General features: G+C 60.0%; 15 protein-coding genes and 1 tRNA gene. 5 read left to right on the forward strand and 11 right to left on the reverse strand.

Features of this window, described 5'->3' with window-relative positions; genetic code table 11:
- Positions 1-4: 4 nt before the first annotated feature.
- From FHT69_RS01310 to xylF, 8 genes are all read right to left on the reverse strand, one after another.
- Positions 5-6,118, reverse strand: coding sequence for a DEAD/DEAH box helicase (locus FHT69_RS01310; RefSeq protein WP_183904803.1), 6,114 nt, complete (start codon positions 6,116-6,118; stop codon positions 5-7).
- Entirely contained in the window at positions 6,115-9,372 is a 3,258-nt protein-coding gene (locus FHT69_RS01315; protein ID WP_409527529.1) for an STY4851/ECs_5259 family protein, read from the reverse strand. Before FHT69_RS01315 ends, FHT69_RS01310 begins: the two co-directional genes overlap by 4 nt.
- Before the next feature lie 343 nt (positions 9,373-9,715).
- Positions 9,716-10,468 (reverse strand): hypothetical protein, encoded by a 753-nt coding sequence (locus FHT69_RS01320; RefSeq protein ID WP_183904804.1) that lies wholly within the window; start codon positions 10,466-10,468, stop codon positions 9,716-9,718.
- The gene (locus FHT69_RS01325; protein ID WP_183904805.1) at positions 10,468-11,079 is read right to left on the reverse strand and encodes a hypothetical protein; all 612 of its coding nucleotides are present in this window, start codon (positions 11,077-11,079) and stop codon (positions 10,468-10,470) included. Before FHT69_RS01325 ends, FHT69_RS01320 begins: the two co-directional genes overlap by 1 nt.
- Positions 11,080-11,976: 897 nt before the next feature.
- Positions 11,977-12,053: transfer RNA gene (locus FHT69_RS01330), tRNA-Arg, on the reverse strand.
- A 204-nt stretch (positions 12,054-12,257) separates the two neighbouring features.
- Entirely contained in the window at positions 12,258-13,040 is a 783-nt protein-coding gene (locus FHT69_RS01335) for an ATP-binding cassette domain-containing protein (protein ID WP_047611477.1), read from the reverse strand.
- 14 nt (positions 13,041-13,054) lie between these two features.
- Entirely contained in the window at positions 13,055-14,368 is a 1,314-nt protein-coding gene (locus FHT69_RS01340; RefSeq protein WP_063474454.1) for a sugar ABC transporter permease, read from the reverse strand.
- A gap of 264 nt (positions 14,369-14,632) precedes the next feature.
- Complete coding sequence (gene xylF / locus FHT69_RS01345) at positions 14,633-15,673, reverse strand: D-xylose ABC transporter substrate-binding protein (protein WP_047614359.1); 1,041 nt, start codon at positions 15,671-15,673, stop codon at positions 14,633-14,635.
- Between the two features lie 229 nt (positions 15,674-15,902).
- Here xylF and FHT69_RS01350 point away from each other — a divergent pair, with 229 nt between their 5' ends.
- The gene (locus FHT69_RS01350) at positions 15,903-17,126 is read left to right on the forward strand and encodes an ROK family protein (RefSeq protein WP_063474455.1); all 1,224 of its coding nucleotides are present in this window, start codon (positions 15,903-15,905) and stop codon (positions 17,124-17,126) included.
- Between the two features lie 129 nt (positions 17,127-17,255).
- Here the strand turns inward: FHT69_RS01350 and iolG are convergent, their stop codons facing one another.
- Positions 17,256-18,248 carry an inositol 2-dehydrogenase gene (gene iolG / locus FHT69_RS01355; protein WP_063474456.1) on the reverse strand — a complete coding sequence of 331 codons (993 nt, stop codon included), beginning with the start codon at positions 18,246-18,248 and terminating at the stop codon, positions 17,256-17,258.
- Between the two features lie 313 nt (positions 18,249-18,561).
- Between iolG and FHT69_RS01360 the strand changes: the two genes are divergently transcribed.
- Entirely contained in the window at positions 18,562-18,843 is a 282-nt protein-coding gene (locus FHT69_RS01360) for a hypothetical protein (RefSeq protein ID WP_063474457.1), read from the forward strand.
- Here FHT69_RS01360 and FHT69_RS01365 read toward each other — a convergent pair whose 3' ends face one another.
- Positions 18,844-19,314 carry a hypothetical protein gene (locus FHT69_RS01365; protein ID WP_063474458.1) on the reverse strand — a complete coding sequence of 157 codons (471 nt, stop codon included), beginning with the start codon at positions 19,312-19,314 and terminating at the stop codon, positions 18,844-18,846.
- A gap of 74 nt (positions 19,315-19,388) precedes the next feature.
- Complete coding sequence (locus FHT69_RS01370) at positions 19,389-20,393, reverse strand: LysR family transcriptional regulator (protein ID WP_063474691.1); 1,005 nt, start codon at positions 20,391-20,393, stop codon at positions 19,389-19,391.
- A 271-nt stretch (positions 20,394-20,664) separates the two neighbouring features.
- Here FHT69_RS01370 and chvE point away from each other — a divergent pair, with 271 nt between their 5' ends.
- The 3 genes from chvE to mmsB all read left to right on the forward strand — a co-directional run bounded on the left by chvE (position 20,665) and on the right by mmsB (position 24,572).
- A complete protein-coding gene (chvE, locus tag FHT69_RS01375; protein ID WP_047611463.1) occupies positions 20,665-21,729 on the forward strand; it encodes a multiple monosaccharide ABC transporter substrate-binding protein in 1,065 nt (354 codons plus the stop codon).
- 96 nt (positions 21,730-21,825) lie between these two features.
- On the forward strand, positions 21,826-23,364 hold the full coding sequence (mmsA, locus tag FHT69_RS01380; protein WP_063474459.1) for a multiple monosaccharide ABC transporter ATP-binding protein: 1,539 nt from the start codon (positions 21,826-21,828) through the stop codon (positions 23,362-23,364).
- Positions 23,361-24,572, forward strand: a complete 1,212-nt coding sequence (gene mmsB, locus FHT69_RS01385) for a multiple monosaccharide ABC transporter permease (RefSeq protein WP_047614346.1) — start codon at positions 23,361-23,363, stop codon at positions 24,570-24,572. Before mmsA ends, mmsB begins: the two co-directional genes overlap by 4 nt.
- The last annotated feature ends 12 nt before the right edge of the window (positions 24,573-24,584 follow it).

Genomic DNA, 24,584 nt, shown 5'->3' on the forward strand with positions numbered 1-24,584 from the left:
CGCACTACGTTTTCGCAGCAATAAGGTAGGTTGGCCCAAAACCACCCTTGCCAACCGAGGCGCTGGATCGTGCGAGCGCTTCTGCCTGACGTTTAGGGCCAGCACGGAAGTCGTGTTGTGACTGGTTTCCAGTAGACGTGACTCGCCATGCTCCGAATCCTTGGTCGAATACGACGGTGGCTGAGGTTCCATCGTCAAAGATCAGCTTCATGTAGCGACCATGTGGAACCTGCTCGAACCGCAACGTCAACGACACGCCCTTCAAGGCCGCATATTCGGTGATCACGGCTTGCGCGAGATTAGCGTCTCGCCAATCTTCGTGAAGACGCGACGGAAGGCCTGACTTTCCTCCTGGGGCGCTTGTCGACAACAACACGGAATGAGATGGAGCCCCCTTCACCAAAGCAGCTACAGTGTCGATGAACATTTTTGCCGTGAGTGGCGATTTGACGTAGGGATCGGTATATGTGACCGACGTCAGCTTACGGTTTGCCGAGACCCCCAGTTCTTCCAGAAGGCCACGAATGCGATTTGCCATCGCTCCGCCGAACAACGTCAGACCACGGTCGAGTTCTGTAGTGATCGTGTCAAACTTCGACCCTGGAGAAGGCAGCAGCAAGGACTTATCGAGCGGCGTTGTGTGCGCGATGCCATCGACCGTTCCGTAAACGATTGGAAAAGTGGCGGGCTGCCCCCAGTCCGCCGGCACCTCCCAAGAGGCCGGATCCCGTGTCGCCCACGCCGTGCTTTTGCTACCACTGGTCACGACGACACCTGCAACGGCACCGGCGCCTAGTGTGAGAGGCGCTCCAACGTGTATGGGAAAGTTCCTGCCTGCTTTCGCATAGCGCAGACCCAAGTCATACAAGGCAATCAGATCACCGTTGTTCCCTCGACGCAGCAGGATTTCCGGGACGACGAAGACAATCTCGCTACTGTGGCTCAGCCATCTCTCCAATGCTGCGTTTACAGGCCAGTTTGCGAGCTGTCCGAGATCAGTCGTCCCCGGAAGGTAGAGCCGTAACGATGGTTTGATGGATTCCCGCAACGCCCGAGCGACCTCGTCCTCGACGCTGATAGAAATCACCGCGTCCTTCGATATCCGATCTTCGTCGGGCAGGGCATGGTGGAAAGAGAGATGCTGATCCAGGAAGCTGAGTGCCGAGCGGCGGTCAAGAGTTCCTTCTTCGAACGGTGCGTCCGGCACCAGGACGCACGCGGCGCAACCCGTAGTGCAGCCGGTGTTCGGGCAATCCAGGACGTTGCGAGCCTCCGCGAGAACCTGCGGAAGCCGATCAGCGATCGATGCCGCAAACCCAGCGCCACCCGCCGCGCGGTCGAATATTAGCACTGAACGCGAGCGCGTTCCAAACTGTGCGTCCGCCGTCTGCGTTGCGTAACCCATCTCATCAGCTTCGATGCCAAGAATACGCGCTATACCCTCTCGCATCGCGATAACCAGCGCCGTCGCGGTGGCTTTCGTCGAGGGTATAGCCGGCTGGAGTTCGAAAACGTCAGTCGAAATCTCATATCCTAGATCGAGATTGCGTCTCACCGCCCATGCATTGCCATTGCCCTCGCAGACCTGTGCGTTCTCGCCCTTTTTCCAGCGGAGTGGTGCATGGAGGGCGAGTGGTGAAGCTACGGTCTGATCGACGTCCCCGTTGTCCAGCCTCGGATAGTCGGGAGACGCCCGGCCGCAGTGCAGGCACAGCGCATATCCGTGTTTCATCTGACCGCGATTGCTGTAGTAAACAGCGCCTTCACGGCTGCTGCGATAGCGGCCAAGATCCGGGATCGGCAGCGATGTCCAAGGGCTCGCCCTGACGGAAACGCTTGGTTCTTCTGGTGCTACGTAGGAAACAATGTCCGTCTCTGCATGCGCTTTGTCGCGCACGTCCACGGAGAACCCCGCAGGTCTCAGATAGGGAGAGTTCGTTACCGCTCCAGCGCATACCGGGCACTCGTTGAGTTCCGTACGGCTGGTATCGCTCGTCCCACATCGCCGGCATGTCCAATGTACTTTCAGGCTCTGCACGTCTCGAATGTTACTTTCGCTGGCCGGACGTTTCCAGTTCAGGAGGACGCCTGCCGACTTGTGCACAAGTCCGTCAAGAACGATCTCCGAACCGGGAGCATAATCTCTTATCGCGAGATCGAGCGATCGTTGCGGCCCGGTAAGGCGTGTCATTCTTCTTCCGTCCAGTGGCGCGTCGCTCCGCGGCTTGTGCGGAAGAAACGTGACGACGCCCGTCGGGAATCCATGACCCGGTAGAAAACCTCTGTCCGCCAGGGCGCTCAACAGAAATTCATCGCAGAGCCGCTTGAGTTCAAGGGCCATCCTGCTCTTGCCGGCGTCCTTCACACCTTCGTCTTTGGCGAGAGCCTGAAGACCTTCCCACTCGCTCTCGAAACCTGATTCCAAGTCCGACATGATCTGAGAGCAGGTGTCGACCAGGGTCGTCTCGCCCTCCAGAACGGAGTGCTTGACCAGCTTCTCGAGGTCGGGCGATACTATCTTGAGCGTCGATGGGGCCGCGAGCCATTCCTTGAAGGAGTGGACAGGTCGTTGATCGAGCGCGACCCTCTTTTCACCGACAACGGCCGGCGTTCCGATGAACGGCCCGATCATCATGCGAATTGGATCCCCCCCACGGTCGAGCATGAACCGTCGGAGGAGATGGGCGTTGACGTGCCGTTGGACGATCGGGCGGCTACTGAGCGCGACTTTTGGGGCGGCTAGGTTCCTGTTGAGGTATCCGGCGGGGGAAAGAAACGCTTCCCGATCGAGCGGTCGGTCTCGGCAGAACGTGAATGCCAGCGAGAACGGTTGTCCGCGGCGGCCCGCCCGGCCGACGCGCTGCTTGTAGCTCGCGATCGATGGGGGTACGTTCGTCATCATCACGGTTGAGACCGATCCGATGTCGACGCCCATCTCCATCGTGGTGGAGCAGTTCAAGATATTGATCTCGCCGGCTTTGAACTGTTCTTCGTAACGCCGTAGCAAAGCGCTCTCCTGCTGAGCAGAGTGTTCGGCGGAACGCGCATAGTCGGCGAACATCGCGACGCGGTCGGAGATGTTATTCCAGGCACCATCGTCGCGAAGTTTCTTGATCTGACCCGCCTGCTCAAGCCAGTCCTTGATCACAGCCCGGTTTGCGTCGATGTCGACGTTGCCAAGCAAAATACTTGGAAGCGCCGGTAGCTGGACGCGATCAGCGTTGCGCCTAGCGGCGTGCCTCGACGCCCGAGACACTGGGCTCAGCCCGAATGGAGCGCCTTCGAGAATTCTACGGGTGAGGGGGCAAAGGAACCCCTCGGTCATCGGAGCGATGTACGCCTTGCGTATGTCGAGCGCCCGGTTTTCTGGATCGCTGTTGAATAGCGGCTGGAGCTGATGCCATGCGCGGTCGAAGCACTCCTCTATATCGGCCTTGTGCTCCTGGTTTGAGATATCCAAACCGAGGCCGTTGATCAGCAATATCTGGGGCGTAGAAAGGGTCGCAGCGTTCTTCGGAGCGAACGGCCATGCCTTGTAGCGCTTGTCCCCGCTGGCCTTCTGCCCCGGTCCGAGCAAATACTTGTTCTTCGCCCGAGGGGTGATCCAGTGCATCAGTTCAGAATGCACCGCCACCGCAGCGTTCGCGCGCATGAAGTACGTCGTGATCGCGTATAGGAACGCCCGCCATTCCTCGATCGTCTTGCCGTAGCGAGTGAAGGCGGATGGCATCACCTGCTGGTCGTCGATCGCCGCGAATCTAAGCCGTGCCAATCCGAGCGTCTCAATCGAAAGCGCCTTGCGCGGACGGCGGGCGAACTCACGCATGAGCAGGAAATCGGCAAGCTTGACGCTGTCGTGGAAGAACCGTCCGTCTCGGGGTTCCCACACGTCCTTCATCCATCGTTCCACTTCCGGACGGCGGGCGAGCCTCTCAACGAGATCTTGCCATTGAATGCCCGACGAGTTACCGCCACGCGCTTTGACAAGGTCTTCCTTCATCTTTGCGAGCAGATTTTCGACAGTCACGTTCGGCGCGGCGGCAAGGACCGCCTCCAGGCCTGCGATGTCGGCTTCGAGCTTGCTGGTGTCGGCTCCCGTTCCCGCGGAAAGAGAATGCTGCACTGAATGGTAGACGAACGAGCGAACGAAATTTCGTTCGGCCTCGGCCTGCATTTTTGCCGACATCCGAGCCGTGCCTTGCCGGCTGTCTGTAAAAGAGAGCAGACGCCGACCCTGCGAAGGAACGGCGTCTTCTTCATGGCTCGCATCGACTCCCTCAAGAAGGATCGGAGCGGCATTCGTAATCATGAACGGGGCGCCGAAGCGCATCGGACGGAGCAACCGGTCTATCACTCCCTTGGGGGCGTTCGTAGCACAGCACGGGCAGGAGTCGCCTTTCAGCTCGTATGCCATCGCGACTGTTTCGTCCGTCTGGAACGGCGCTATGCGCCAATCTTTCGTCGACAGATGCATTGGACGGAAGCGACCGCTGGCTACGCCGGTGACCAGGATCTTCTGTTGGACCGAAGGAGCCGATGGTTCGGTATCTTGCGGCTCGTCATCCTCTGTGTCCTCCCCATCATCGCCATCGCGACCAGCTTCAAACTCGAATTCGTCTTTGTCCACGACACGTCGAGTGGGAAGGATTCGATCTTTCCCTGCATCCTGCTCTCCTTCGAGCAGAACTTCCCCGCAGTCGTTGCAACTAATCACCTCGAGGACCGGCGCGTCGCATGTGGGGCACTCGTCTCGCCTGTCCAGGAAAATTGTGCCGAAGGACCAGCCGTCCGCCGAGCCACGGCACTGCGGATTCACGCAGCTCCAGATGCCGGGGACTGCCCGCTCGAAACTATGGATCCTCATCGGAGCAAGTCTTTCATCCTCGCCCGTCTTGGGATGAGGCCGAGCCGCCTGGGAGAGGACGTCGAGAAAATCGTCGGCATCAAGACCGACGCCCCGTGCGACCCGTTCAAACTCTGCCAAAGGCTGCGGGTTCTCGAAAAGCTTCTTCTCGATGAAATTCCAAACGGACTCGTCGGCCGACAGGGTAGTGAAAAGCTCCCCGGCGTCGAGCGTCTCAAGTTGCGCCTTGGCGGGTAGCTTGCTGCGCTTAACGGGGCGCTCCGGAAGCTGCCTCTTGCCTTCCACCACATGGACGTTCGCGTCGGCGATGCCAGCCACATCGGCTAGGAAACGCTTCAACTGATTCTGAACATCGTTCCCGCTGCCGATCGTCGCCGATGTCGCGACGAAGTGGACGTCCTCTGGCTTGCAATCGAATGCCAGGAGAACTCGACGAAGAAGAAGTGCGATTTCGGCTGCAGCCGCGCCGACGAGCGAGTGCGCCTCGTCCAGCACGATCCACTTCAGTTTGCCCCTCGACTTCTGGATGATTGGCTGATCTTCGGATCGAGCAAGCATGTACTCGAGCATGGTGACGTTGGTGACGAGCACCGGAGGCGGACTGTCACGAAGCTGCTCGCGATCGATCAGTTGCTCGGGCTTTGCCCGGCGGTCACTTGCAGGGAGGGACTTCTCGAGGTCGCCGTTGTAGAGGCAGTATCGAATCTTCCCGCCGAACGGTTTCGTCCAGGCCGAAAGGCGCTCTCTCTGACTTTCGATGAGGGCGTTCAGGGGGTAGAGCATGATCGCCTGAACGCCTTCCAATGGAACTGTCGTGGAAGGGAGCTGGGATACTAGATCACTCAGGATTGGGAACAGAAAACACTCAGTCTTTCCCGAACCCGTCCCCGATGTGACAAGCACGGACTGGGGCGACGCCGTATTTGAGAGATGCTGCCACGTTTGCAACTGGTGCCTGAATGGGAGACGTGTCTTCGGAAAGCGGTAGTCGCCGGCCGGGAGGGCGTCGAGGGCCGCGACGAGCTGAGGATTCAAAACAGACGCTGAGACGTTCCCCATGTTTACTTCGGCGGGAACGAACGGATGGGCACCCTCGATCACGGGCTCCTGCAGCAATCCGCCATTCGATGCATCTGCCGAGTTGAACTTCCTACGAAGCTCTTCGATTAGGGCGAGATCCCGAATGTTCGCCTGCGAGATGATTGCCTCGGCGGAACGGCGGCGGATTTGCGAAAGTGTCGAGAAGGGCTTCAAGTACGAACCTCGTAAAAGCGGAGAAGATGAGGATATGCAGACGAGATGTAGCGACCATGCTCTCGCAGCGTCTTGCGAAGCACGAGTTCGCATTGCGACGTCAGGGTAAGCCGGCCGACCGCGACAGCGGCCAGCGCAGCGGGCACTGCCATACCTTCGAAGTCGTTCACGCTGAATCTATCGAACTCAGGTGGCAATTTGATCGCGGCTTCGATCAGATGCTCGAGGACGAGATTTCGTTGGAAAGGGTCGTGTTGGCTATCGTCGTCGTACATCCGTTGATCCTTGACGTACCCTTCAAGCGCGCGATGGAGCGTAGGAAACGTCACCGACCCGACGCCGAGCTGGTCGAACCTGAGATCAAGGGCAGGTTCCAGCGCTACGAGCTTTTCGCGCAGGTTCTTGAAGTGCCCGACGATCAGTTCGTTGCGAGTGCTATCCGGAAGCGATGCGAGCGCCTCCAAGAGACCGTCGAATTCCGATGCGAGGACCGCCTGCCAATCCTTTGTCGGAAGCGTCAGCCAGATGAACGGCAGCTTCTCCTGAAGGGACCAGACCGCTTGCCTTTCCACATCGCTGCCGGCCGACGTCAGCAGCCTTAACAACGCTCGGGGTCGGCGAGCAATTTCCTTCAGGATGTCGAACACCGTTGCGGGAAGCCCATTGAGGCCGCAGGCAAGCGAGTGAAGGTAACGAACATCAGGGACGGGAAGTTTGCCGTCCTCGAAGGAAGTAAGTACAGTCGCCATCTTAGCCACACGTGAGGGAACGTTGGTCTCCGCAAGGGCCGACATGAGTGGAGAGCTCGTCGGTCCTCGTACCGGTAGGATCACCAGAAGTGGGCGCGCGACGACGTCGGGACCGTCTCGAAGATAGACAAGGCATGGCCCCTCGCACCAGTCAGGTATGAGATAATTTCCCTCGCTCGACCGCATGAGAAGATGCTCGCGATCCGGCTTCAGAATCATTCGGACCACGGGGGTCTCGATGAACTCGGCGCCAAACACCACAGCGCCATGGACGAACGCTGGGCGAGGGTAGCGGTACTGTTTGAGCTTTATCGGCTTGCGGCTGTCACCTATGAACTCCAGCTCGAGCATGGCGTCTTGGTCGGCCATGGGGGCCATCAACTCTTCGACGACAGGTTTGAGCGCCGCGAGCGGAAACTCTCCCGAGAACCTGAACTGCAAAGAGCTTGATCGCGCATTGCGCGTGGAGAGCGTCAATGCCGTCGCGTGCGGCGATGCCGCGACCGCGCCGCGGAGCGCGGTTATGTCAATCTCCTGGCCGGGAGCAACAACCGACCCGTCGCTCAACACAATAGAAGCCTGCCGCGCCTTCAGTTGTATGAGGACATCGAAAGGTCTTCCCCCCGGCGACCGCAGCGAGGCCGAAATCCGGAAGCGAGGACGGCCATTGAAGGTGAAATGCAATTCGTCGGGTTGCCGTTGGGTTTCAACGCCAGCCTCGGTGACGTCGATGTCCCATCCCGGAAGGCGATCCAGCACAATAGCGCCGAGTGTCGAACTCCGCATTTCCCCAAGGATTCGAGCGCCTGCTGGAACGATGGCAATCTTTCGCCTTTCGAGCTGGATATCGGCGACCGGGTCGCGCCAAGATATCTCGTAAACTCCCGGCGTCGAGATCCTTCTGTCGGTCAGTTCGCGCCAATTCTCACCTGTCTTACGGACGCGAAGTTCTCCGGCTCGCGTCTGCCGAAGGCTTCCGATGCCATGGATTCCGAAGCTCACCGGACTGACCATGATTTCCAGGTCGCCGGTCGTCTCTATGGTCGAGGAGCCGGAACCGGAGATTTCGAGGCTTTCTTGACGCTCGTCCTTGCCAGCTTCGACCCGGTACCGTTCGTCCGAACCTGCACCGGGCTTCATGAAGTACGTCGTTCCCATCACCTCGTGGACAATGCGCCTTCCGATTGCCGGCCACTGCCGTCCGGTGGGAGACCCCTCGCCAGGCACAGCTATCCATCCGGCGGGGGCAAGCACATAAACCTTCGATGCCGGTAAGCTCGCCGACCCAGTTTTCACGAGACGCAGCTTTTTCGGCTCACCATCCTCAGAGGCGTTCTCGGGCAGGAAAGACATGATCGGAGACCGGGAACCTGAGCCACCCGGCCATGCGAACGGGACTGCCTCCGATCCGCAAGTGAGATTGACCAAGATGTTTCGATCAAATTCGAGACCCACCAGGAGCTTGCCAAGTGGCGTCACTGGCCGGACACGCCATGTCGGATCGTCGTCCGTCGGAGGTTCGAAGAGTGCAATCTGGCTTGGTAGAAAGTTTGCGAGGTCGCCAGAAGGGCTGGCCTTCCATCTGCCGAACGTCGAAAGACCGGGGAGCTTCGCGGCGGGTATCTCGCCCTCTGCATTCAGCAGGGCCGCTGGTAGCCAGCGCTCCCCGTCATAGGACAGATATCGCTCGACGGTGATGCCGGAGGCCACGACAGAACCCGCCTTCTCTGAAAGTAGTCCTCCCAAAAGGCGGCGGGCGATCTTCTCGTTGTCGGGTGGAACGTGGATGGGAAGAGAGTTCCGCCAATCCGGGTTCTGCGCATCGAGATACGATACCGGATCGATGCCTATGGGCGCAGCATCCGCTGCCCGGCGCCATTCAACGAGCTTCATGATCAGCTCGCAGCAGAGATCAATGAATCCTTCCTGTCGGAACGACACGCGCACCATCCAGGACATGTCGTGAGCATATCCTCTGACGTGTTCGGCTGCGGCGTCGGAAAGTGCAAACCGCATGACAGTCCGAAGATAGTCCGACAGCCACGATGATCCGCCCTGCCCGATGACGTGTGCCGAGATCCCTCCTTCGAGCGCAAGGGTCAGCAGGAACTCGCGTGCGTCTTCGGATCGTAGAAGTTCACGTCGCCAAAATTTCAACCCGATTGCCGCAAGACGGCGGCGCGTGCCGTGCGGAATCGCGTCGAGCGCCTCGGAATTCAATTGGTCCCATCGCAGGAATAGCGATGTTGCTTCCCGCCTAAACCACTCGGCGCAGAAAACGACGAACACGCTCGCAGCGACCCCGTCTTCCTGTTGAAGTCGATTGGTGGAATTGCGTAGAAGGTCGCGAACTTCGTCGTATTCGCCATCGCTCATTCGGTACCGATGCAGAGCTCGCCCGTCAGGCGATTGTAGGCTCCGTCGGAACAGATAAGACGAAGTCCAGCGTGCGAGGGCGTCGGCCGGACCTGATGTGCCCGTGGAGGCTTTCCTAAGAACTGCCAGAACGCTTACGACTTCGAGCTGAAGGTCAAACGCTTCGTCCGAGTCGCGCCCCTTCAGTTCGAGGTTGATAGCTTCAAGCGTCGAAAGGCTTCCCCGTCCGCGCTCGAACTCCTCCCGAAGCCTTCCATCTGAAAACTCTGATAGACGCAACCGATTCCCCCCTGCGTTGCATAAGCAACTTATGATTTGTGGGTTACCAGGAGTTGAAGATCAAGACGTGATCTTTCACCTCCGCACCACCTCAGAGGTTATGCTGTCCTACTTTTGCGCCGGCCGACATATCTGCTGCTCGATCCCGATGGCATTCTTCAAGGCCCGCCGAGCGCAGCTTCATCGCTCAGCGTCACACCAAGGTAAGAACGACGTTGTTGACCAGATCGGTGATGACGTCGTCAGCCTGAGACTGTTGGATAGCCACCTGCGAGGGGTGAGCCGCCATGTTCCTCTTCTTGAGCTTTTCCCGAAGAATTTCGGTGGTGTTCTTCGAGAACAGCGACGCATTCTGGCAGACGTCGACGACCTCCGCTTCCTTCAGCTCTTCGAAATGGTCGATGGACGATACCGAGATGCCGACCTTCTTTGGGAAACGCCGCGGGATCGCCGCGTTGAAGTCCGCAAGGCGAGTGGTGTCGGCAAGAATCCATCGTAGGAGATGATCGAAGGCGAGGTTCCAGGACATGACGATACAGGCGCGGAAGGCCTCCGCCCGATAGCATGCCAGCGCTTCGCGCAGAAAGGCGCGTTCGGCAATGTCCGGCACGCGGTCCGGGAGATCGGACAGAAGCTTGCTGACCTGGACCACGGTCTGATGCACGCCATACTTCTTGTCGAGTTCCGAACGCACGCTGCGCGCCAGACGATATCTGCTCCGCTCCTTCAGAAGCTCCGGCGGCTTCGCGGAGGCCATACGCGGCAAGTAAACCGATACGTCGGGCGACGTCAGATGAAGCTGCTTGAAGCACGTCCTAATGGCCTCGTTGTCGAACGAGGCCAACCCCTTGTGGACGTGAAGATACCAGCCGAAGACCTTGATCTTTTCCTTCGGTGAGAGCGCGTCGAATCCATCGACCTGCTGCACGAAATCGACGAGGAGCATCAATCGCCGCCTGAGAGCATCGCCTCGACCTCGGCGATGCCGAGGTGGTTGATGGCGTAGTGGCCTTTCTCGGGCGCGGTCATGTATTTCGCGAACTTCAGATCGCGAAGGGGCTGCGCGAAGTCCGGGATGTTTACAGGCCATTTCAGGGTTCGAAACCCAGTGTAGATATGGGCGGCCGTCACGGCCGGTGTCTCCCGGTGCTCCTTGAACCAGGCCGCAATCAGCAGGTAACGCTTGTTGTTGCTCTTGGGATTCGTCCCGTGGACGTAGCTTGCGAGCGACGTGCCGGAAGTCATATCAAGCTCGAGGACCTCGGGAGCAGGCTTGGCGGCGCGCTGCACCTTCGGCCTCGGCGCCCGCACAGTGGTCTCGATCTCAACGACCTCCGCTTCTTCCACTTCGTCGTCTGCGTCGATCTCAGCCTCGCGAGCGACGGCCTTGACGCTGGGGCCGGCAATGCGCTGGGTCGTCACCGGAGACGACGTTTTCAGGGCGTTCTGGATCGCCTGGGTGATCTGCCCGATGTCGCCATCGGCAATCTCTGCCTCGACCATGATGAAACGGATCTTGGAGGTTCCCCCGGTCTTTGCTGTCGTGCCCTTGGCCATGCAATTCTCGCTAGATTAATTGAGGCGAATCACTGCAACCAACGTATCCGGTTCTCGCCCTTTCGCAGCGAAGTGAGTGCTTGCTTTCAACAATACTCCACAAGATTCGACGCATACTGCGATCTTTTATCGGAGGGAACTGCCTTCGGGACCGCGAGACGGGCAGAAATCGCCTTGTTTCTCGATACTTACATGCCAAGTGCTCGCCTACTCTTCAACTGCGTGGGATCACTTGAATCCCACGTCTTCGAAAGTTTGCCGCTATGAGCAACGCGAGACGGAAGCTGGATGTCACTCACAATGCCAGTCTTTGCTTTCCATATTGTTGACAGCACGGGAGTCCTTGCCGGAAGTGCCGTTAACAATTAATTCTTAAGTAAAGATTGCCTTTGGCAAGTCGAGTGTCTCTTTACTTTGGCGGATTCGAATTGGATACATCAGGAGGACAGACGGCGCCACCGAGGCCATCGGTTCGACTTCCATCCGTGAATTTTCTTGAAGTATCAGTCTTAACGCCTTGGCGGCCCGTGTCTGCTTCTGCACGTAAGGCGAGTAGCAAGAGAAGACAGAAATCCCCTGCCGGAAAGCCCTGATTCCGAGCCGGATGGTTAGCCAATCGTTTCTACATGCGCCATCGTGATTGCGGCAGTTGATCGCGCTCGCCCAGAGGTGGCGTGGCGTCCTCGGTGGAGGAAGTCACCTCGCAGCCGCGTGTGTCAGTCTTGGGAAGTAGAGCCTGATTTCACTTCTGGTGAGGGGCGTCATACTGGCAGAGGTTCGCACAAAACGCCTTTCGGCGTTTCCAGGCTGCTTTCCCCAGTCCGCGCTTATGCGTTCAAAATCCACGCTTAGCGGTGTTCAGTCCACGCTTATGTGGCGATGCAGACTTCAAAACGGTGGCGCACCCGACAGGATTCGAACCTGTGACCTTTGGAATCGGAATCCAACACTCTATCCAGCTGAGCTACGGGTGCATGCCGAAGGCGGTTTGAATCGCCTGTCCGATGGGTGGTTCTTAGCCTAGCTTGCGGCCGGCTTCAATCGCGAAATTCTCAGAAATACCGATGCTTGCGGTTTGGCGGGTGTTTTTATCCGTCAGCCTGTGAGAACGCATAAAAAACTCCGCCGGCCTTGCGGGCGGCGGAGCGTTGTTGTCGTGGGCTGTCGCCTGGTGGCGGTCAGATCTGCATGGCGCCGGGGCCGGGGATGGCTTTCGGCGGCACCTTGCCGAGGATGATCATGCCCAGCACCTCGTCCTTGGTCACGTCCTCGGTGCGGGCGTGGCCCACCACCTGGCCGTTCTTCATCACCGAGACGCGGTCGGCGAGGTCGAAGACGTCGTGGATGTCGTGGCTGATGAGGAAGATGCCAATGCCTTCCTTCTTCAGCTGCTTGATCAGTTCGCCCACCTGCGCCGTCTCCTGGGGGCCGAGCGCTGCCGTCGGCTCGTCCATGATCAGGATGCGGGCGTTGAAGAGGATGGCGCGGGCGATCGCCACCGATTGCCGCTGGCCGCCCGAGAGCGCCTTCACCGGCTCCTTGAAGCGTTTGAAGTTGGGGTTGAGCCGCCCCATCACTTCGCGGGCCGAGGCCTCCATCGCCACGTCGTCGAGCGTGCCCCAGCGGGTCTTCAGCTCGCGGCCGAGATAGAGGTTGGCGGCGGCGTCGACATTGTCGGCGACGGCGAGCGTCTGGTAGATCGTCTCGATCCCGTATTTCTTGGCATCGCGCGGATTGCGGATGTCGGCCGGCTCGCCGTTGATCAGGATCTCGCCGCCATCGCGCTTGTAGGCGCCGGAGAGGATCTTGATGAGCGTCGACTTGCCGGCGCCGTTATGGCCGAGCAGGGCGACCACTTCGCCGGGGTAGAGATCGACCGAGGCATTGTCCACGGCGTGAATGCCGCCGAAGGCGATCGAGATGTTTTTCAGTTCCACGAGGGGAGTGCGTTGATCAGCCATATCCAGGGCTCCTCTCACTTGGCACGGGCGCGGTAGACGGTGTCGAGCCAGACCGCCACGACAAGGACGGTGCCGACGACGACGCTCTGCAGCGGCGTGTCGACATGTGCGAGCACCATGCCCGACTGCAGCGACTGCATGACGAGCGCGCCGAGCATGGCGCCGGCGATGGTGCCGGTGCCGCCTGCCAGCGACGTTCCGCCGATAACGGCGGCGGCGATGGTGTAGAGCTCGTCGAGCGTGCCCTGCGAGTTCGTCGCGGCGTTGAGGCGGGCGGTTGATATCGCCGCCGCGATGGCTGCGAGTACACCCATCAGCGCGAAGATGCGCACCGTCACCCAGCGGGTCTTGATGCCGGCGAGTTCGGCCGCCTCGGGGTTGCCGCCGATCGCGAAGACATAGCGGCCGAAGCGCAGGCGTGTCGCGATGAAGGTCATGATGATGCCGACCACGATGGCGATCAGCACCGGCACGGCGATGCCGTAGGGAATATCGAGGCCCGTTTCCGGCCAGGGGATATTGTTGGTCTCGGCATATTTCTTGGCGATATTGATCGGCCAGTAATAGCTGTTGGCGATCGAGACGGCGCCGAGGATCAGGAAGCAGCTGAGGATGGCGAGGAAATATTCCGCCCAGATCGGCCGGCGCGGAAAGCCGAAGCGGCGGCGCTGATGGCGCGAGCCGATGATGCTGGCGATGACGAAGAGGCAGGCGGCGATGCCGACGATCCAGCTCCAGGTGGCGCCGATCGAGCCTTCGGCGCCGCCACCCATGATGCGGAAGGTCTGGTCCATCGGCGCAACCGTCTGGCCGCTGGTGACGAGCCAGGTCGCGCCGCGCCAGACGAGCAGGCCGCCGAGGGTGACGATGAAGGAGGGAACGTTCAGGAAGGCGATGATGACGCCCTGGAAGGCGCCGATCAGGAAGCCGGCTGCGATGCCGATCAGCAGCGTGATCGCCCAGGTGAAGGGGCTGTCGAAGCCGATATATTCCGGCAGGATCTTGGCCTGCGTGACACCCATGATCATGCCGCAGAGGCCGAGCACGGAACCGACCGAAAGATCGATGTTGCGGGTGACGATGATCAGCACCATGCCCGTCGTCATGATGGCGATGTCGGTCGTCTGAACCGAGAGGTTCCAGAGATTGCGCGGGGTCAGGAACAGGCCGCCGGTGATGATGTGGAAACCGATCCAGATGATGATGAGCGCGCCGATCATGCCGAGCAGGCGTGTGTCGATCTCGGTGGCGCGGAAGAAGCGGGTCACCGGATTGGCTTCCGCCGTTCGCGGCCCGCTTGATGTTGTGGATTTTACCATTTCGGCCATGGGTTTGCCGTTCCCCCACTGTGTTTGGACGGACGCGCCGGCGTGCCCGAATCTGCCATCGGCGTCATGCGTCTGTTCTTCAACTAACCATCGCGATGCTTGCGGAAACCGGTCGCGTGGCGTCGCGACACCCTTCCGGCAGGGAATGAAAACCCGCGATGGTGCGGCGAGGCGGAGAAAACTTCGTCGTTGGAATTCTCATCCGCGTCCGGCGCCGCAGCGATGTTGCGCTGCGGCGCCGGCAATTTCAATTACAGCCGCGGCTTACTTGCAGGCAGCGACGGTGTCGGCCTTGACGCCCTGGCAGGCTTCCGCCTTGGAGATCCAGCCGGCGTCGATGACGACGTTCAGGTTGTCCTTGGTGATCGCCAGCGGCTTCAGGAAGACCGACTGCATTTCAACACCCTTCGGGCCGCCCTTGAAAGCCTGGGCGCCGTCGATCTTGCTCATGTCCTTGCCGCCGGCGAGGTCTAGAGCGATTTCTGCGGCGCGCTTGCCGAGTTCCCGGCTGTCCTTCCAGACGGAAACCGTCTGCGTGCCGAGAGCGATGCGGTTCAGCGCCGCCTTGTCACCGTCCTGGCCGGAAACCGGAACGGAGCCGGCAAGACCCTGCGCGTCGAGCGCTGCGATCGCGCCGCCGGCCGTGCCGTCGTTCGAAGCGACGACGGCGTCAACCTTGTTGTTGTTGGCGGTCAGGAACTGCTCCATGTTGCGCTGGGCGTTCTCCGGCAGCCAGCCGTCGGTATAGGCTTCGCCGACATTCTTGATCTTGCCGGCGTCGATCGCGGCCTTCAGCACTTCCTGTTGGCCCGAGAACAGGAAGTCGGCGTTCGGGTCCGAAGACGAGCCCTTGATGAAGACGTAGTTGCCTTCCGGCTTGGCCTTGAAGACGCCTTCAGCCTGCAGGCGGCCGACTTCCTTGTTGTCGAAGGTGATGTAGAAGGCAGCCGGGTTTTCGATCAGGCGGTCGTAGCCGACCACCGGAATGCCTTCAGCAGCGGCCTTTTCGATGGCCGGGCCGATTGCGTCGGAGTCCTGAGCGAGGATGATCAGCGCGTTGGCGCCTTGCGAAATCAGCGATTCGACGTCGGTGAGCTGCTTTGCGGCAGAAGACTGCGCGTCAGCGGAAATATACTTGGCGCCCTTGGCTTCGAGAGCCTTCTTGATGGCGGCTTCGTCCGTCTTCCAGCGCTCTTCCTGGAAATTCGACCAGGAAACACCGACGACGAGATCGGCAGCCATGGCAGCGGTATGTACGGAAACGAGGATGGCAGCGCCGGCCATCAATTTGAAAATAGACTTCATAATGTCCTCCCGAGTGAGTTGCGGCCGGCCCAGCCCATGCTTCCTCCGGCCACCGCGAAAAAGCCTGTCGGGAAAGGTTTGGATTTTTTTCTCGACAGTCGAGAAATTTAGTGTCAGAGATTTTTTCAACTGTCAACACTGCACTACCGGCTTAATTCGCTTGCGCAACAGCAGCCGGAGATGCAGTGGAAACCACGGGAAGAGCAAGCAGGAGGAGAGGGCGGCATTCATGCTGACCAAGTCGAGCACGGAGCTGGTCCGGCAGAGAAACAGCGTGCTCGTGCTGTCCGTGCTGCGCCGCCACGGCGCGCTCGCCCATACCGAAATATCCGATTCCACCGGGCTTTCCTCAGCCACCATCTCGGCGATCACCGCCGACTTGGAAAAAGCCCAGATCATCGAGAAATCCGAGCAGCAGCCGGCAAGCGGGCGTGGCCGGCCGCGCGTGCTTTTGCGCCAGCGGCGCGATTGCGGCTATCTCATCGTCGTCATCATCTCCTCGGATGCGGTGCAATATTCGCTTGTGGATTATGCCGGCAAGCTGATCGACCGCTTCAGCGAGGAGCGTTCGCATGATCCGGCGGGTGCCGTGCGCTTCGTCGCAGCAGTACGCGCCGGGCTTTCGCGCATTCTCGATCGTTCGAAGATTACGCAGGAAAAGGTGCTGCTGATCTCGATCAGCAGCAAGGGGCTGGTCAACTCCACCGAGCCGGTTCTAGTCTGGTCGCCCATCTTCGGCAGCGAGCAGATCGATTTCGAATCGGCGCTCCGGCCGGAATGGCAGGCCAAGGTAATCCTGGATAACGAGACGCTTTTAGTCGCCGCAGCGCTCGGCGCGCGTGAAGAAAATATGAAGGGCGCCGATTTCCGCTCGCTCGCCGCCCTTTCGCTCGGCCACAGCATCGGGCTCGGCATCGTCCGGCGCGGCAACCAGACGGGCCAGGAGATCTCGGCCCCCAATTTCGGGCACATGCTGCATATGGCCAATGGCGGCCTCTGCCGCTGCGGCACACGCGGCTGCATCGAGGCCTATGCCGGTTTTTACGCCATCCTGCGCAGCGCCTTCGAAGTGCCGCTCGATACCATCCCGGCCAAATTCGTGCCGGTGGCGGAACTCGACAAGATCGCCGCCAAGGCGCGCCAGGGTCACCGCATCTCCGCCTTCGCCTTCCGCCAGGCAGGGCTGGCGCTCGGCAACGGCCTGTCGCGCATGCTGAGCCTGACCGAGCGCATGCCGATCGCCATCACGGGCCCGGGCACACGTTATTACGACCTTCTCCGCCAGGGGATCGAAGAGGGCCTCGGGCAATCGCATGTCGTGCGCATGGAGGGCATGCCCGAGATCAGGGTGGTCCCCGAAGAACAGATCCTCGTCTTCGAAGGCCATCTGAACCGGGCGCTATCGGTGATCGATCAGGATATCGTACTCTCGGGCGTACAGAGCGCGGAATGAGGGCGCGTTGCTGAAATGCATGGGGAGCAGGTGTCCTTTCTCCGACATAGAGTCAAACGCCACCAAACGCGAAATGGCCGGGCAAATGCCCGGCCATCTCATGCATGGCTTCCGGTCGGGAGAGGGCCGTCAGCCGATCTTGATGAGCTTGCCTTCCTTGACGGACTGAACCGCGGCATCGGCGAGCGCCAGCGCTGCGAGGCCATCTGCGCCAGACGGCGAGATCTTCGAACCCTTCTCGATCGCGGCGATGAAGGCTGCGATCTCGTTGGCATAGGCTTCGGTGTAACGGGTCATGAAGAAATCATGCAGCGGCGGGCGGGTGTAGCCGTCGCCGTTTGCCACCTCGATCGAAACAGGACGCTGGTTTTCGGCCGCAGCCATGCCCTTTGCGCCATGCACTTCGATGCGCTGGTCATAGCCGTAGGTGGCGCGGCGGGAGTTGGAGATCACCGCCTGCTTGCCCGATTTCGTCTGCAGGATCACCGAGACGCTGTCATAGTCGCCGGCTTCGCCGATCGCCTTGTCGACGAGCACGGCAGCGGTCGCCAGAACCGAGACCGGCTCTTCGCCGAGCAGGAAGCGGGCCATGTCGAAGTCATGGATCGTCATGTCGCGGAAGATGCCGCCCGAGCGCTTTATGTAATCGACCGGCGGGGCGCCGGGGTCGCGCGAGGTGATCGTCACCATCTCGACATCGCCGATCTTGCCGTCGTCGATGACCTTGCGCACGGCCATGAAATGCGGGTCGAAGCGGCGGTTGAAGCCGACCATCAGCTTGGCGCCGGTCTCTTCCACCACCTTGATGCAGGACTTGACGCGGGCGACGTCGAGATCGATCGGCTTTTCGCAGAAGATCGCCTTGCCGGCGCGGGCGAAGCGTTCGATCAGGTCGGCATGTGTATCCGTCGGCGTGCAGATGACGACGGCGTCGATATCCTTGGCGGCTTCGATCGCCTCGATGGTGCGGACTTCGCAGCCATAGGCGGAGGCGATCGCTTCGGCAGCCTGCGGAAAGGCGTCGGCGACCGCGACGAGCGTCGCATTGGCGTCGCCACTGACGGCCTTTGCATGGACCTTGCCGATGCGGCCGGCGCCGAGAAGACCAAATCTCACTGTCATTCTAACCTCCCTTGAATTCGGAACAAATAAACCGAATTGCCAAAAATCTGGAATTTTCATTCCATCTTCTGCGGACCACGTCAAGCCCGCGGATCTTTCACATTTGCAAGATTCGAACCAGAGCCTTCCTGGTCGGATTGAAGTCTTCTACCGGGCCGGGTTTTGGTCGAGGCAGAGCCGATAGTCTCTGATCCTGGCGTAAAGATGCCCGGTCTTTCAGCCAAGAGAATACTTTAATCTGATCAGGAAAGGTTCTAGAGACAATCGCAGCACGGGCCGAAGGCGGTGCGACATATGCGACCGCGGGGCAGGAATGCAAATCATCGATCCGAACCATCCGGCATACCGTCATCTTTGGGTGCGTGTTGCCATTATTGCCGTCTGCTTCGGCTGGGCCGTGGTCGAATTCGTCACCGGCGATCCGTTCTGGGGCGTGCTCGCGGGCGGGGCAGGCGCCTATTCCTTCTATATGTTGTTCTGGACCTTCAATCCGCAGCCGCCGGTCATCGAGCCACCCGTGCAGCCCGACGCCGAGGACGAGGACGAACCCGCGGCGACCGCTGAAAAACCTTCGAAGGACGGGCCCGCGGAATAGTCAGCGGCCGATTCGGCGCAGTGCTTCGTCGATCAGCAGGTTGGCCAGCATCATCCGCTTCGTCGCATTGTCGCGGAAGGGCAGCGCGACGCCATCGGGGTGATTGGCCCGGGCGAAGGCGCGGCGCTTCTCGCGCAGTGTCAGCGGCGTATCGGCGGCGGAGATCGCCAGTTCGGCGGCAACCTCCTGCGGTGTCGTGCGGGCGAGATGATCCGGCATGGCGGGCTCGGCTGGAGGCGCAGGCGCCGGCTTTTCCACGACCCCAGCGGCGGCATCGAGATCCAGATTGTCGAAATAGGCCTGGCCGACGCGCTGCGAGGCAGCTGAGACGCCCTCCATGACATCGAAGGCAAGGCCGGTGCCGAGGCCGGAAACGCGATGGGCGGCCGGCGCATCGGCGTCTTCGGCCGTCTCGTCCTCCGCCTTCAGCCGCTCGAGGACTGATTGAAATACCGACTGCCCGAACAGCATCACGCCTCCCTTTCGAAGCAGGTATTAGAAGAGAGCAAGATGGCGCAGGGCTTGCGGGCTTGTCCGCCGGCTTGTCAGCCGGCCTGCTTGCGGCTCTCCTCGAGGATGATGTCGTAGAGCAGCCTTGCGCTCGGCGGCAGCGCCCGTTCTCTCGCGGTGATCATGCTGTAGGGCTTGACGTTGATGTCGAAATCGATCGGCAGCATGCGCACATCGGAGGCATTCGAGCTCTGGCTCGCCAGGAACTGGGCGACGTCGACGGCGACGGGCGCGATCGCATCGGTTTCGCAGATGATGGCGCAGGTCAGAAGCAGCGACGAGGTGTTGACGATATTCTCCGGCAGCGCCACGCCACGCGACAGGAAAACGTCCTCGATCGTGCGGCGCAGCAGCGTGCCCGGCGGCTGGAACACCCAGTCATAATCCCTGACGTCGGAAAGGCTGCTCACCTTCTGTTTCATCAGCGGGTGGCGGTCGCGCACGATCAGGCAAGCCCGCTCGATACCGATCTCCGTCACCTCGAAGAGGCGCGGGTTGAGATCGTCGGGGATGCGGCCGATGATGAAGTCGTGGCGGGCGGCGAGCAGCTCGCGGGCGAGCACGTTGCTCGTCTCCACCTGGATATTGATCTCAATGCCCGGATAGGCCTTGCGCACCTTGTTGATCGCCGGCACGACGAGGCTCATGGCGGGTGCGGTCACCGAGCCGATGAAGACCGAGCCGCCCTTGCCGCTTTTCAGCTCGCCGATCTCGCGGCTCGCCTCGCGCAGCTCCAGAAGGATCTTCCGGGCCCTGCGCGCCAGCGCTGCGCCGAAGGTCGTCAGCACCACGCCGCGGGCCACGCGCTCATAGAGCGAGGTCTTGGTGATTGATTCCATTTCCGACAACATGCGCGACGCGGCCGGCTGCGAGATGTTCAGGACTTCCGCAGCTGCGGAAATCTGTCCACTATCTTCGATTGCGACGATCATCCGCAGGTGATTCAGCTTAAGTCCTGCACGCAAAAGGCTGTCATCGCCGAAATTATCACTGTGGATATCGACGTAGTCCATCGAAAATGGCTCGGAAACGATCGTCATGGTTGCAGCCTCCTCGCTGCGCTCCATCAAAAGTAATACTTTTTAACGATATACCAAAATTGTTATGCACGTTAGCACTTATTCTATTTGACAGTTATAGGAATCCATACCAGTTTGCCGCCGTGTGCTGGTTGGCACTCAACACGTGTGAGATCGTGGAGGAGACCTACTTCGTTTCTCACCATCTGAAGTAACTATCCAATACGGAACCTGCCACAGTTTCGGGGCGGGCGATTTTTCGTCCGCTGCTCTATTAACAAGGGAGAGAGAAATGAAATCCATTATCTCATTGATGGCTGCGGCTGCCTTCGGCGTCGCTTCGTTCGTTGCACCGGCGCTCGCCGCGGACAAAGGCACTGTCGGTATCGCGATGCCGACCAAGGCTTCGGCCCGCTGGATCGACGACGGCAACAACATCGTCAAGCAGCTCCAGGCTGCCGGTTACGGCACTGACCTGCAGTATGGCGACGACGACATTCCGAACCAGCTTTCGCAGATCGAAAACATGGTGACCAAGGGCGTCAAGGTTCTCGTCATCGCTTCGATCGACGGCACGACGCTTTCCGACGTTCTCCAGAAGGCACACGATGCCGGTATCAAGGTCATCGCTTATGACCGTCTGATCCGCGATTCGGGCAACGTCGACTACTACGCAACCTTCGACAACTTCCAGGTCGGCGTTCTGCAGGCTGGCTCCATCGTTGACGGCCTCGGCCTCAAGGATGGCAAGGGCCCGTTCAACATCGAACTCTTCGGCGGTTCGCCGGACGATAACAACGCCTTCTTCTTCTATGATGGCGCAATGTCCGTCCTGCAGCCCTACATCGACAGTGGCAAGCTCGTCGTGAAGTCCGGCCAGACCGGCATGGACAAGGTCGGCACGCTGCGTTGGGATCCGGCAACGGCCCAGGCCCGCATGGACAACCTGCTCTCGGCTAACTACACCGATGCCAAGGTTGATGCCGTCCTGTCTCCCTATGACGGTCTGTCGATCGGTATCATTTCCTCGCTGAAGGGCGTTGGTTACGGTACTGCGGCCCAGCCGCTGCCGATCGTCACCGGTCAGGACGCTGAAATCCCGTCGGTCAAGTCGATCATTGCTGGCGAACAGCATTCGACGATCTTCAAGGACACCCGCGAACTCGCCAAGGTCACCGTTGCCATGGTCGATGCCGTGATGTCCGGCAAGGAGCCTGAAGTCAACGACACGAAGACCTACGATAACGGCGTCAAGGTCGTTCCGTCCTATCTGCTGAAGCCGGTTGCCGTCGACAAGACCAACTACAAGCAGATCCTCGTCGACAGCGGTTACTACACCGAAGACAAGCTGAAGTAAGTTGAGCAGGAGGCCGGAGCCCGCGCTTGCGGGTTCCGGCCTTCGATTTTATGATTACCCGGCCATTAAACGGCTGGGGGCGCTGGAACTTTGACTATGGACAATACCATCCTCGAGATGCGGAGCATCACCAAGACGTTCCCGGGCGTCAAGGCGCTGGAGAACGTGAACCTCAAGGTTCGCCAGGGTGAGATCCACGCATTGGTGGGCGAAAACGGGGCCGGCAAATCGACCCTGATGAAAGTGCTATCAGGCGTCTATCCCACCGGCAGCTATGAAGGCGACATCGTCTATGAAGGCGAGACGCGCAACTTCAAGGCCCTGAGGGACTCCGAAGAAATCGGCATCGTCATCATCCACCAGGAACTGGCGCTCGTGCCGTTGCTGTCGATCGGCGAAAACATCTTCCTCGGCAACGAGAACGCCAAGAACGGCGTCATCAGCTGGGATGAGACGTTCAACCGCACGAAGCAGCTGCTCAAGAAGGTTGGCCTGCAGGAATCTCCGAACACTTTGGTGACCGACATCGGCGTCGGCAAGCAGCAGCTGGTCGAGATCGCCAAGGCGCTGTCGAAGAGCGTGAAGCTGCTCATCCTCGACGAGCCCACGGCCTCGCTCAACGAAAGCGATTCCGACGCTCTGCTCAACCTGCTGATGGAGTTCCGCAAGCAGGGCATCACCTCGATCATCATTTCCCATAAGCTGAACGAGATCCGCAAGGTCGCCGACCAGATCACGGTCCTGCGCGACGGCATGACCGTCAAGACGCTCGACTGTCACGCGGACGAAATCAGCGAAGACATCATCATCCGCAACATGGTCGGCCGCGATCTCGAAGACCGCTATCCGCCGCGTTCGGTGCCGATCGGCGAAACCATTCTCGAAGTGAAGAACTGGAACGCCTATCACCAGCAGCACCGCGACCGCCAGGTTCTGCACAATATCAACATCACAGTCCGGAAGGGCGAGGTCGTCGGCATCGCCGGCCTGATGGGGGCAGGGCGCACCGAATTCGCCATGAGCCTGTTTGGCAAGGCCTATGGCCACAAGATCTCGGGCGAGGCGCTGATGTACGGCAAGCCGGTCGACGTCAGTACCGTGCGCAGGGCGATCGACGCGGGTCTCGCCTACGTTACCGAAGACCGCAAGCAGCTCGGCCTCGTGCTCAACGACACGATCCTGCACAACACGACGCTCGTCAATTTGAAGGCGGTGTCGAATGCGTCCGTCATCGACAGCGTCAAGGAATCGCGGGTTGCGACCGACTATCGCTCGAAGCTGCGCATCCGCTCCTCCAGCATCTTCCAGGAGACGGTCAATCTTTCCGGTGGCAACCAGCAGAAGGTGGTGCTGTCGAAATGGTTGTTCTCCAATCCCGATGTTTTGATCCTCGACGAGCCGACGCGCGGCATCGATGTTGGCGCAAAATACGAAATCTATACTATCATCAACCAGCTTGCCGCCGATGGAAAGGGCGTTCTGATGATCTCGTCGGAAATGCCCGAATTGCTTGGCACTTGTGACCGCATCTACGTGATGAACGAAGGACGCATCGTCGCTGAACTGCCGAAGGGAGAAGCAAGCCAGGAAACCATCATGCGCGCTATCATGCGCTCAGGGGAGAAGAAGCAATGACACCGATCAATCAACCCATCGCTGAGCAGGGGCGTGTCGTCTCCATCGGAGACTATGTTCGCGGCAACATCCGCGAATATGGCATGTTCATCGCGCTCATCGCGATCATGGTGTTCTTCCAGTTCTCGACCGGTGGCGTTCTCTTCAGGCCGCTCAACCTGACCAATATCATTCTGCAGAACTCGTTCATCGTCATCATGGCGCTCGGCATGCTGCTGGTCATCGTCGCCGGCCATATCGATCTGTCGGTCGGATCCGTCGTCGGCTTTATCGGCGCTATCGCCGGCGTGATGACGGTGCAATGGCACACCAATTATGTCCTGGCGGGTATCGTATGTCTTGCCATGGGCGCGCTTGTCGGCGGCATCCAGGGCTATTTCGTCGCTTATCACAAAATCCCGTCCTTCATCGTCACGCTGGCCGGCATGCTGGTCTTCCGCGGCCTGACGCTGTTCGTGATGACGGCATCGGGGACCGGCACCAGCATCGGTCCTTTCCCGCCGGCCTTCCAGCTGATCAGCATCGGCTTCCTGCCAAACGCTTTCGATATGGGCGGCATCAACTCGACCTCGATCATCCTCACCGTCGTCGGCGCCGTCGCCCTCTTCTATCTGGCATGGCGCAAGCGTCTGTCGAACGAGAAGCATGGCAACGACGTTGAGCCGCTCGGCTTCTTCCTTGCCCAGAACGCCCTCGTCACGCTCGCCATTCTGGCGCTCGGCTATCAGCTGTCGATCTATCGCGGCTTCCCGAACGTGCTGATGGTCATGCTGGTCCTGGTTGCTGCCTATGCCTTCATTACCCGCCGCACGACGATCGGTCGCCGCATCTACGCCATGGGCGGCAATGAGAAGGCGACGAAGCTTTCCGGTATCAACACCGAGCGGCTGACCTTCCTGACCTTTGCCAATATGGGTCTGCTCGCCGGACTGGCTGGTCTGATCGTTGCCCTGCGTCTCAACTCGGCGACGGCCAAGGGCGGCTTCGGTCTTGAACTCGACGTGATCGCCGCCTGCTTCATCGGTGGCGCATCCGCCCAGGGCGGCGTCGGCAAGGTGACCGGCGCTGTCATCGGCGCGCTGATCATGGGCATCATGAACAACGGCATGTCGATCCACGGTCTCGGCACCGACTCGCAGCAGATGGTCAAGGGCGCCGTGCTCCTCGCCGCCGTGTTCTTCGACGTCTATAATAAGAACAAGGGCTGACCGCTTCCGAAG

Origin of the sequence: Rhizobium sp. BK008 (assembly GCF_014197345.1) — a bacterium.
GTDB classification, from domain to species: Bacteria; Pseudomonadota; Alphaproteobacteria; order Rhizobiales; family Rhizobiaceae; genus Rhizobium; species Rhizobium anhuiense.

Bases quoted from the DNA above. Each gene is read 5' to 3' on its own strand.
- FHT69_RS01360 (WP_063474457.1), top strand. From the start codon at position 18,562: ATGCAAATCATCGATCCGAACCATCCGGCATACCGTCATCTTTGGGTG.
- mmsB (WP_047614346.1), top strand. From the start codon at position 23,361: ATGACACCGATCAATCAACCCATCGCTGAGCAGGGGCGTGTCGTCTCC.
- FHT69_RS01335 (WP_047611477.1), bottom strand. From the start codon at position 13,040: ATGGCTGATCAACGCACTCCCCTCGTGGAACTGAAAAACATCTCGATC.
- FHT69_RS01320 (WP_183904804.1), bottom strand. From the start codon at position 10,468: ATGCTCCTCGTCGATTTCGTGCAGCAGGTCGATGGATTCGACGCGCTC.
- iolG (WP_063474456.1), bottom strand. From the start codon at position 18,248: ATGACAGTGAGATTTGGTCTTCTCGGCGCCGGCCGCATCGGCAAGGTC.
- FHT69_RS01340 (WP_063474454.1), bottom strand. From the start codon at position 14,368: ATGGCCGAAATGGTAAAATCCACAACATCAAGCGGGCCGCGAACGGCG.
- xylF (WP_047614359.1), bottom strand. From the start codon at position 15,673: ATGAAGTCTATTTTCAAATTGATGGCCGGCGCTGCCATCCTCGTTTCC.
- FHT69_RS01370 (WP_063474691.1), bottom strand. From the start codon at position 20,393: ATGACGATCGTTTCCGAGCCATTTTCGATGGACTACGTCGATATCCAC.
- mmsA (WP_063474459.1), top strand. From the start codon at position 21,826: ATGGACAATACCATCCTCGAGATGCGGAGCATCACCAAGACGTTCCCG.
- chvE (WP_047611463.1), top strand. From the start codon at position 20,665: ATGAAATCCATTATCTCATTGATGGCTGCGGCTGCCTTCGGCGTCGCT.
- FHT69_RS01350 (WP_063474455.1), top strand. From the start codon at position 15,903: ATGCTGACCAAGTCGAGCACGGAGCTGGTCCGGCAGAGAAACAGCGTG.
- FHT69_RS01325 (WP_183904805.1), bottom strand. From the start codon at position 11,079: ATGGCCAAGGGCACGACAGCAAAGACCGGGGGAACCTCCAAGATCCGT.
- FHT69_RS01365 (WP_063474458.1), bottom strand. From the start codon at position 19,314: ATGCTGTTCGGGCAGTCGGTATTTCAATCAGTCCTCGAGCGGCTGAAG.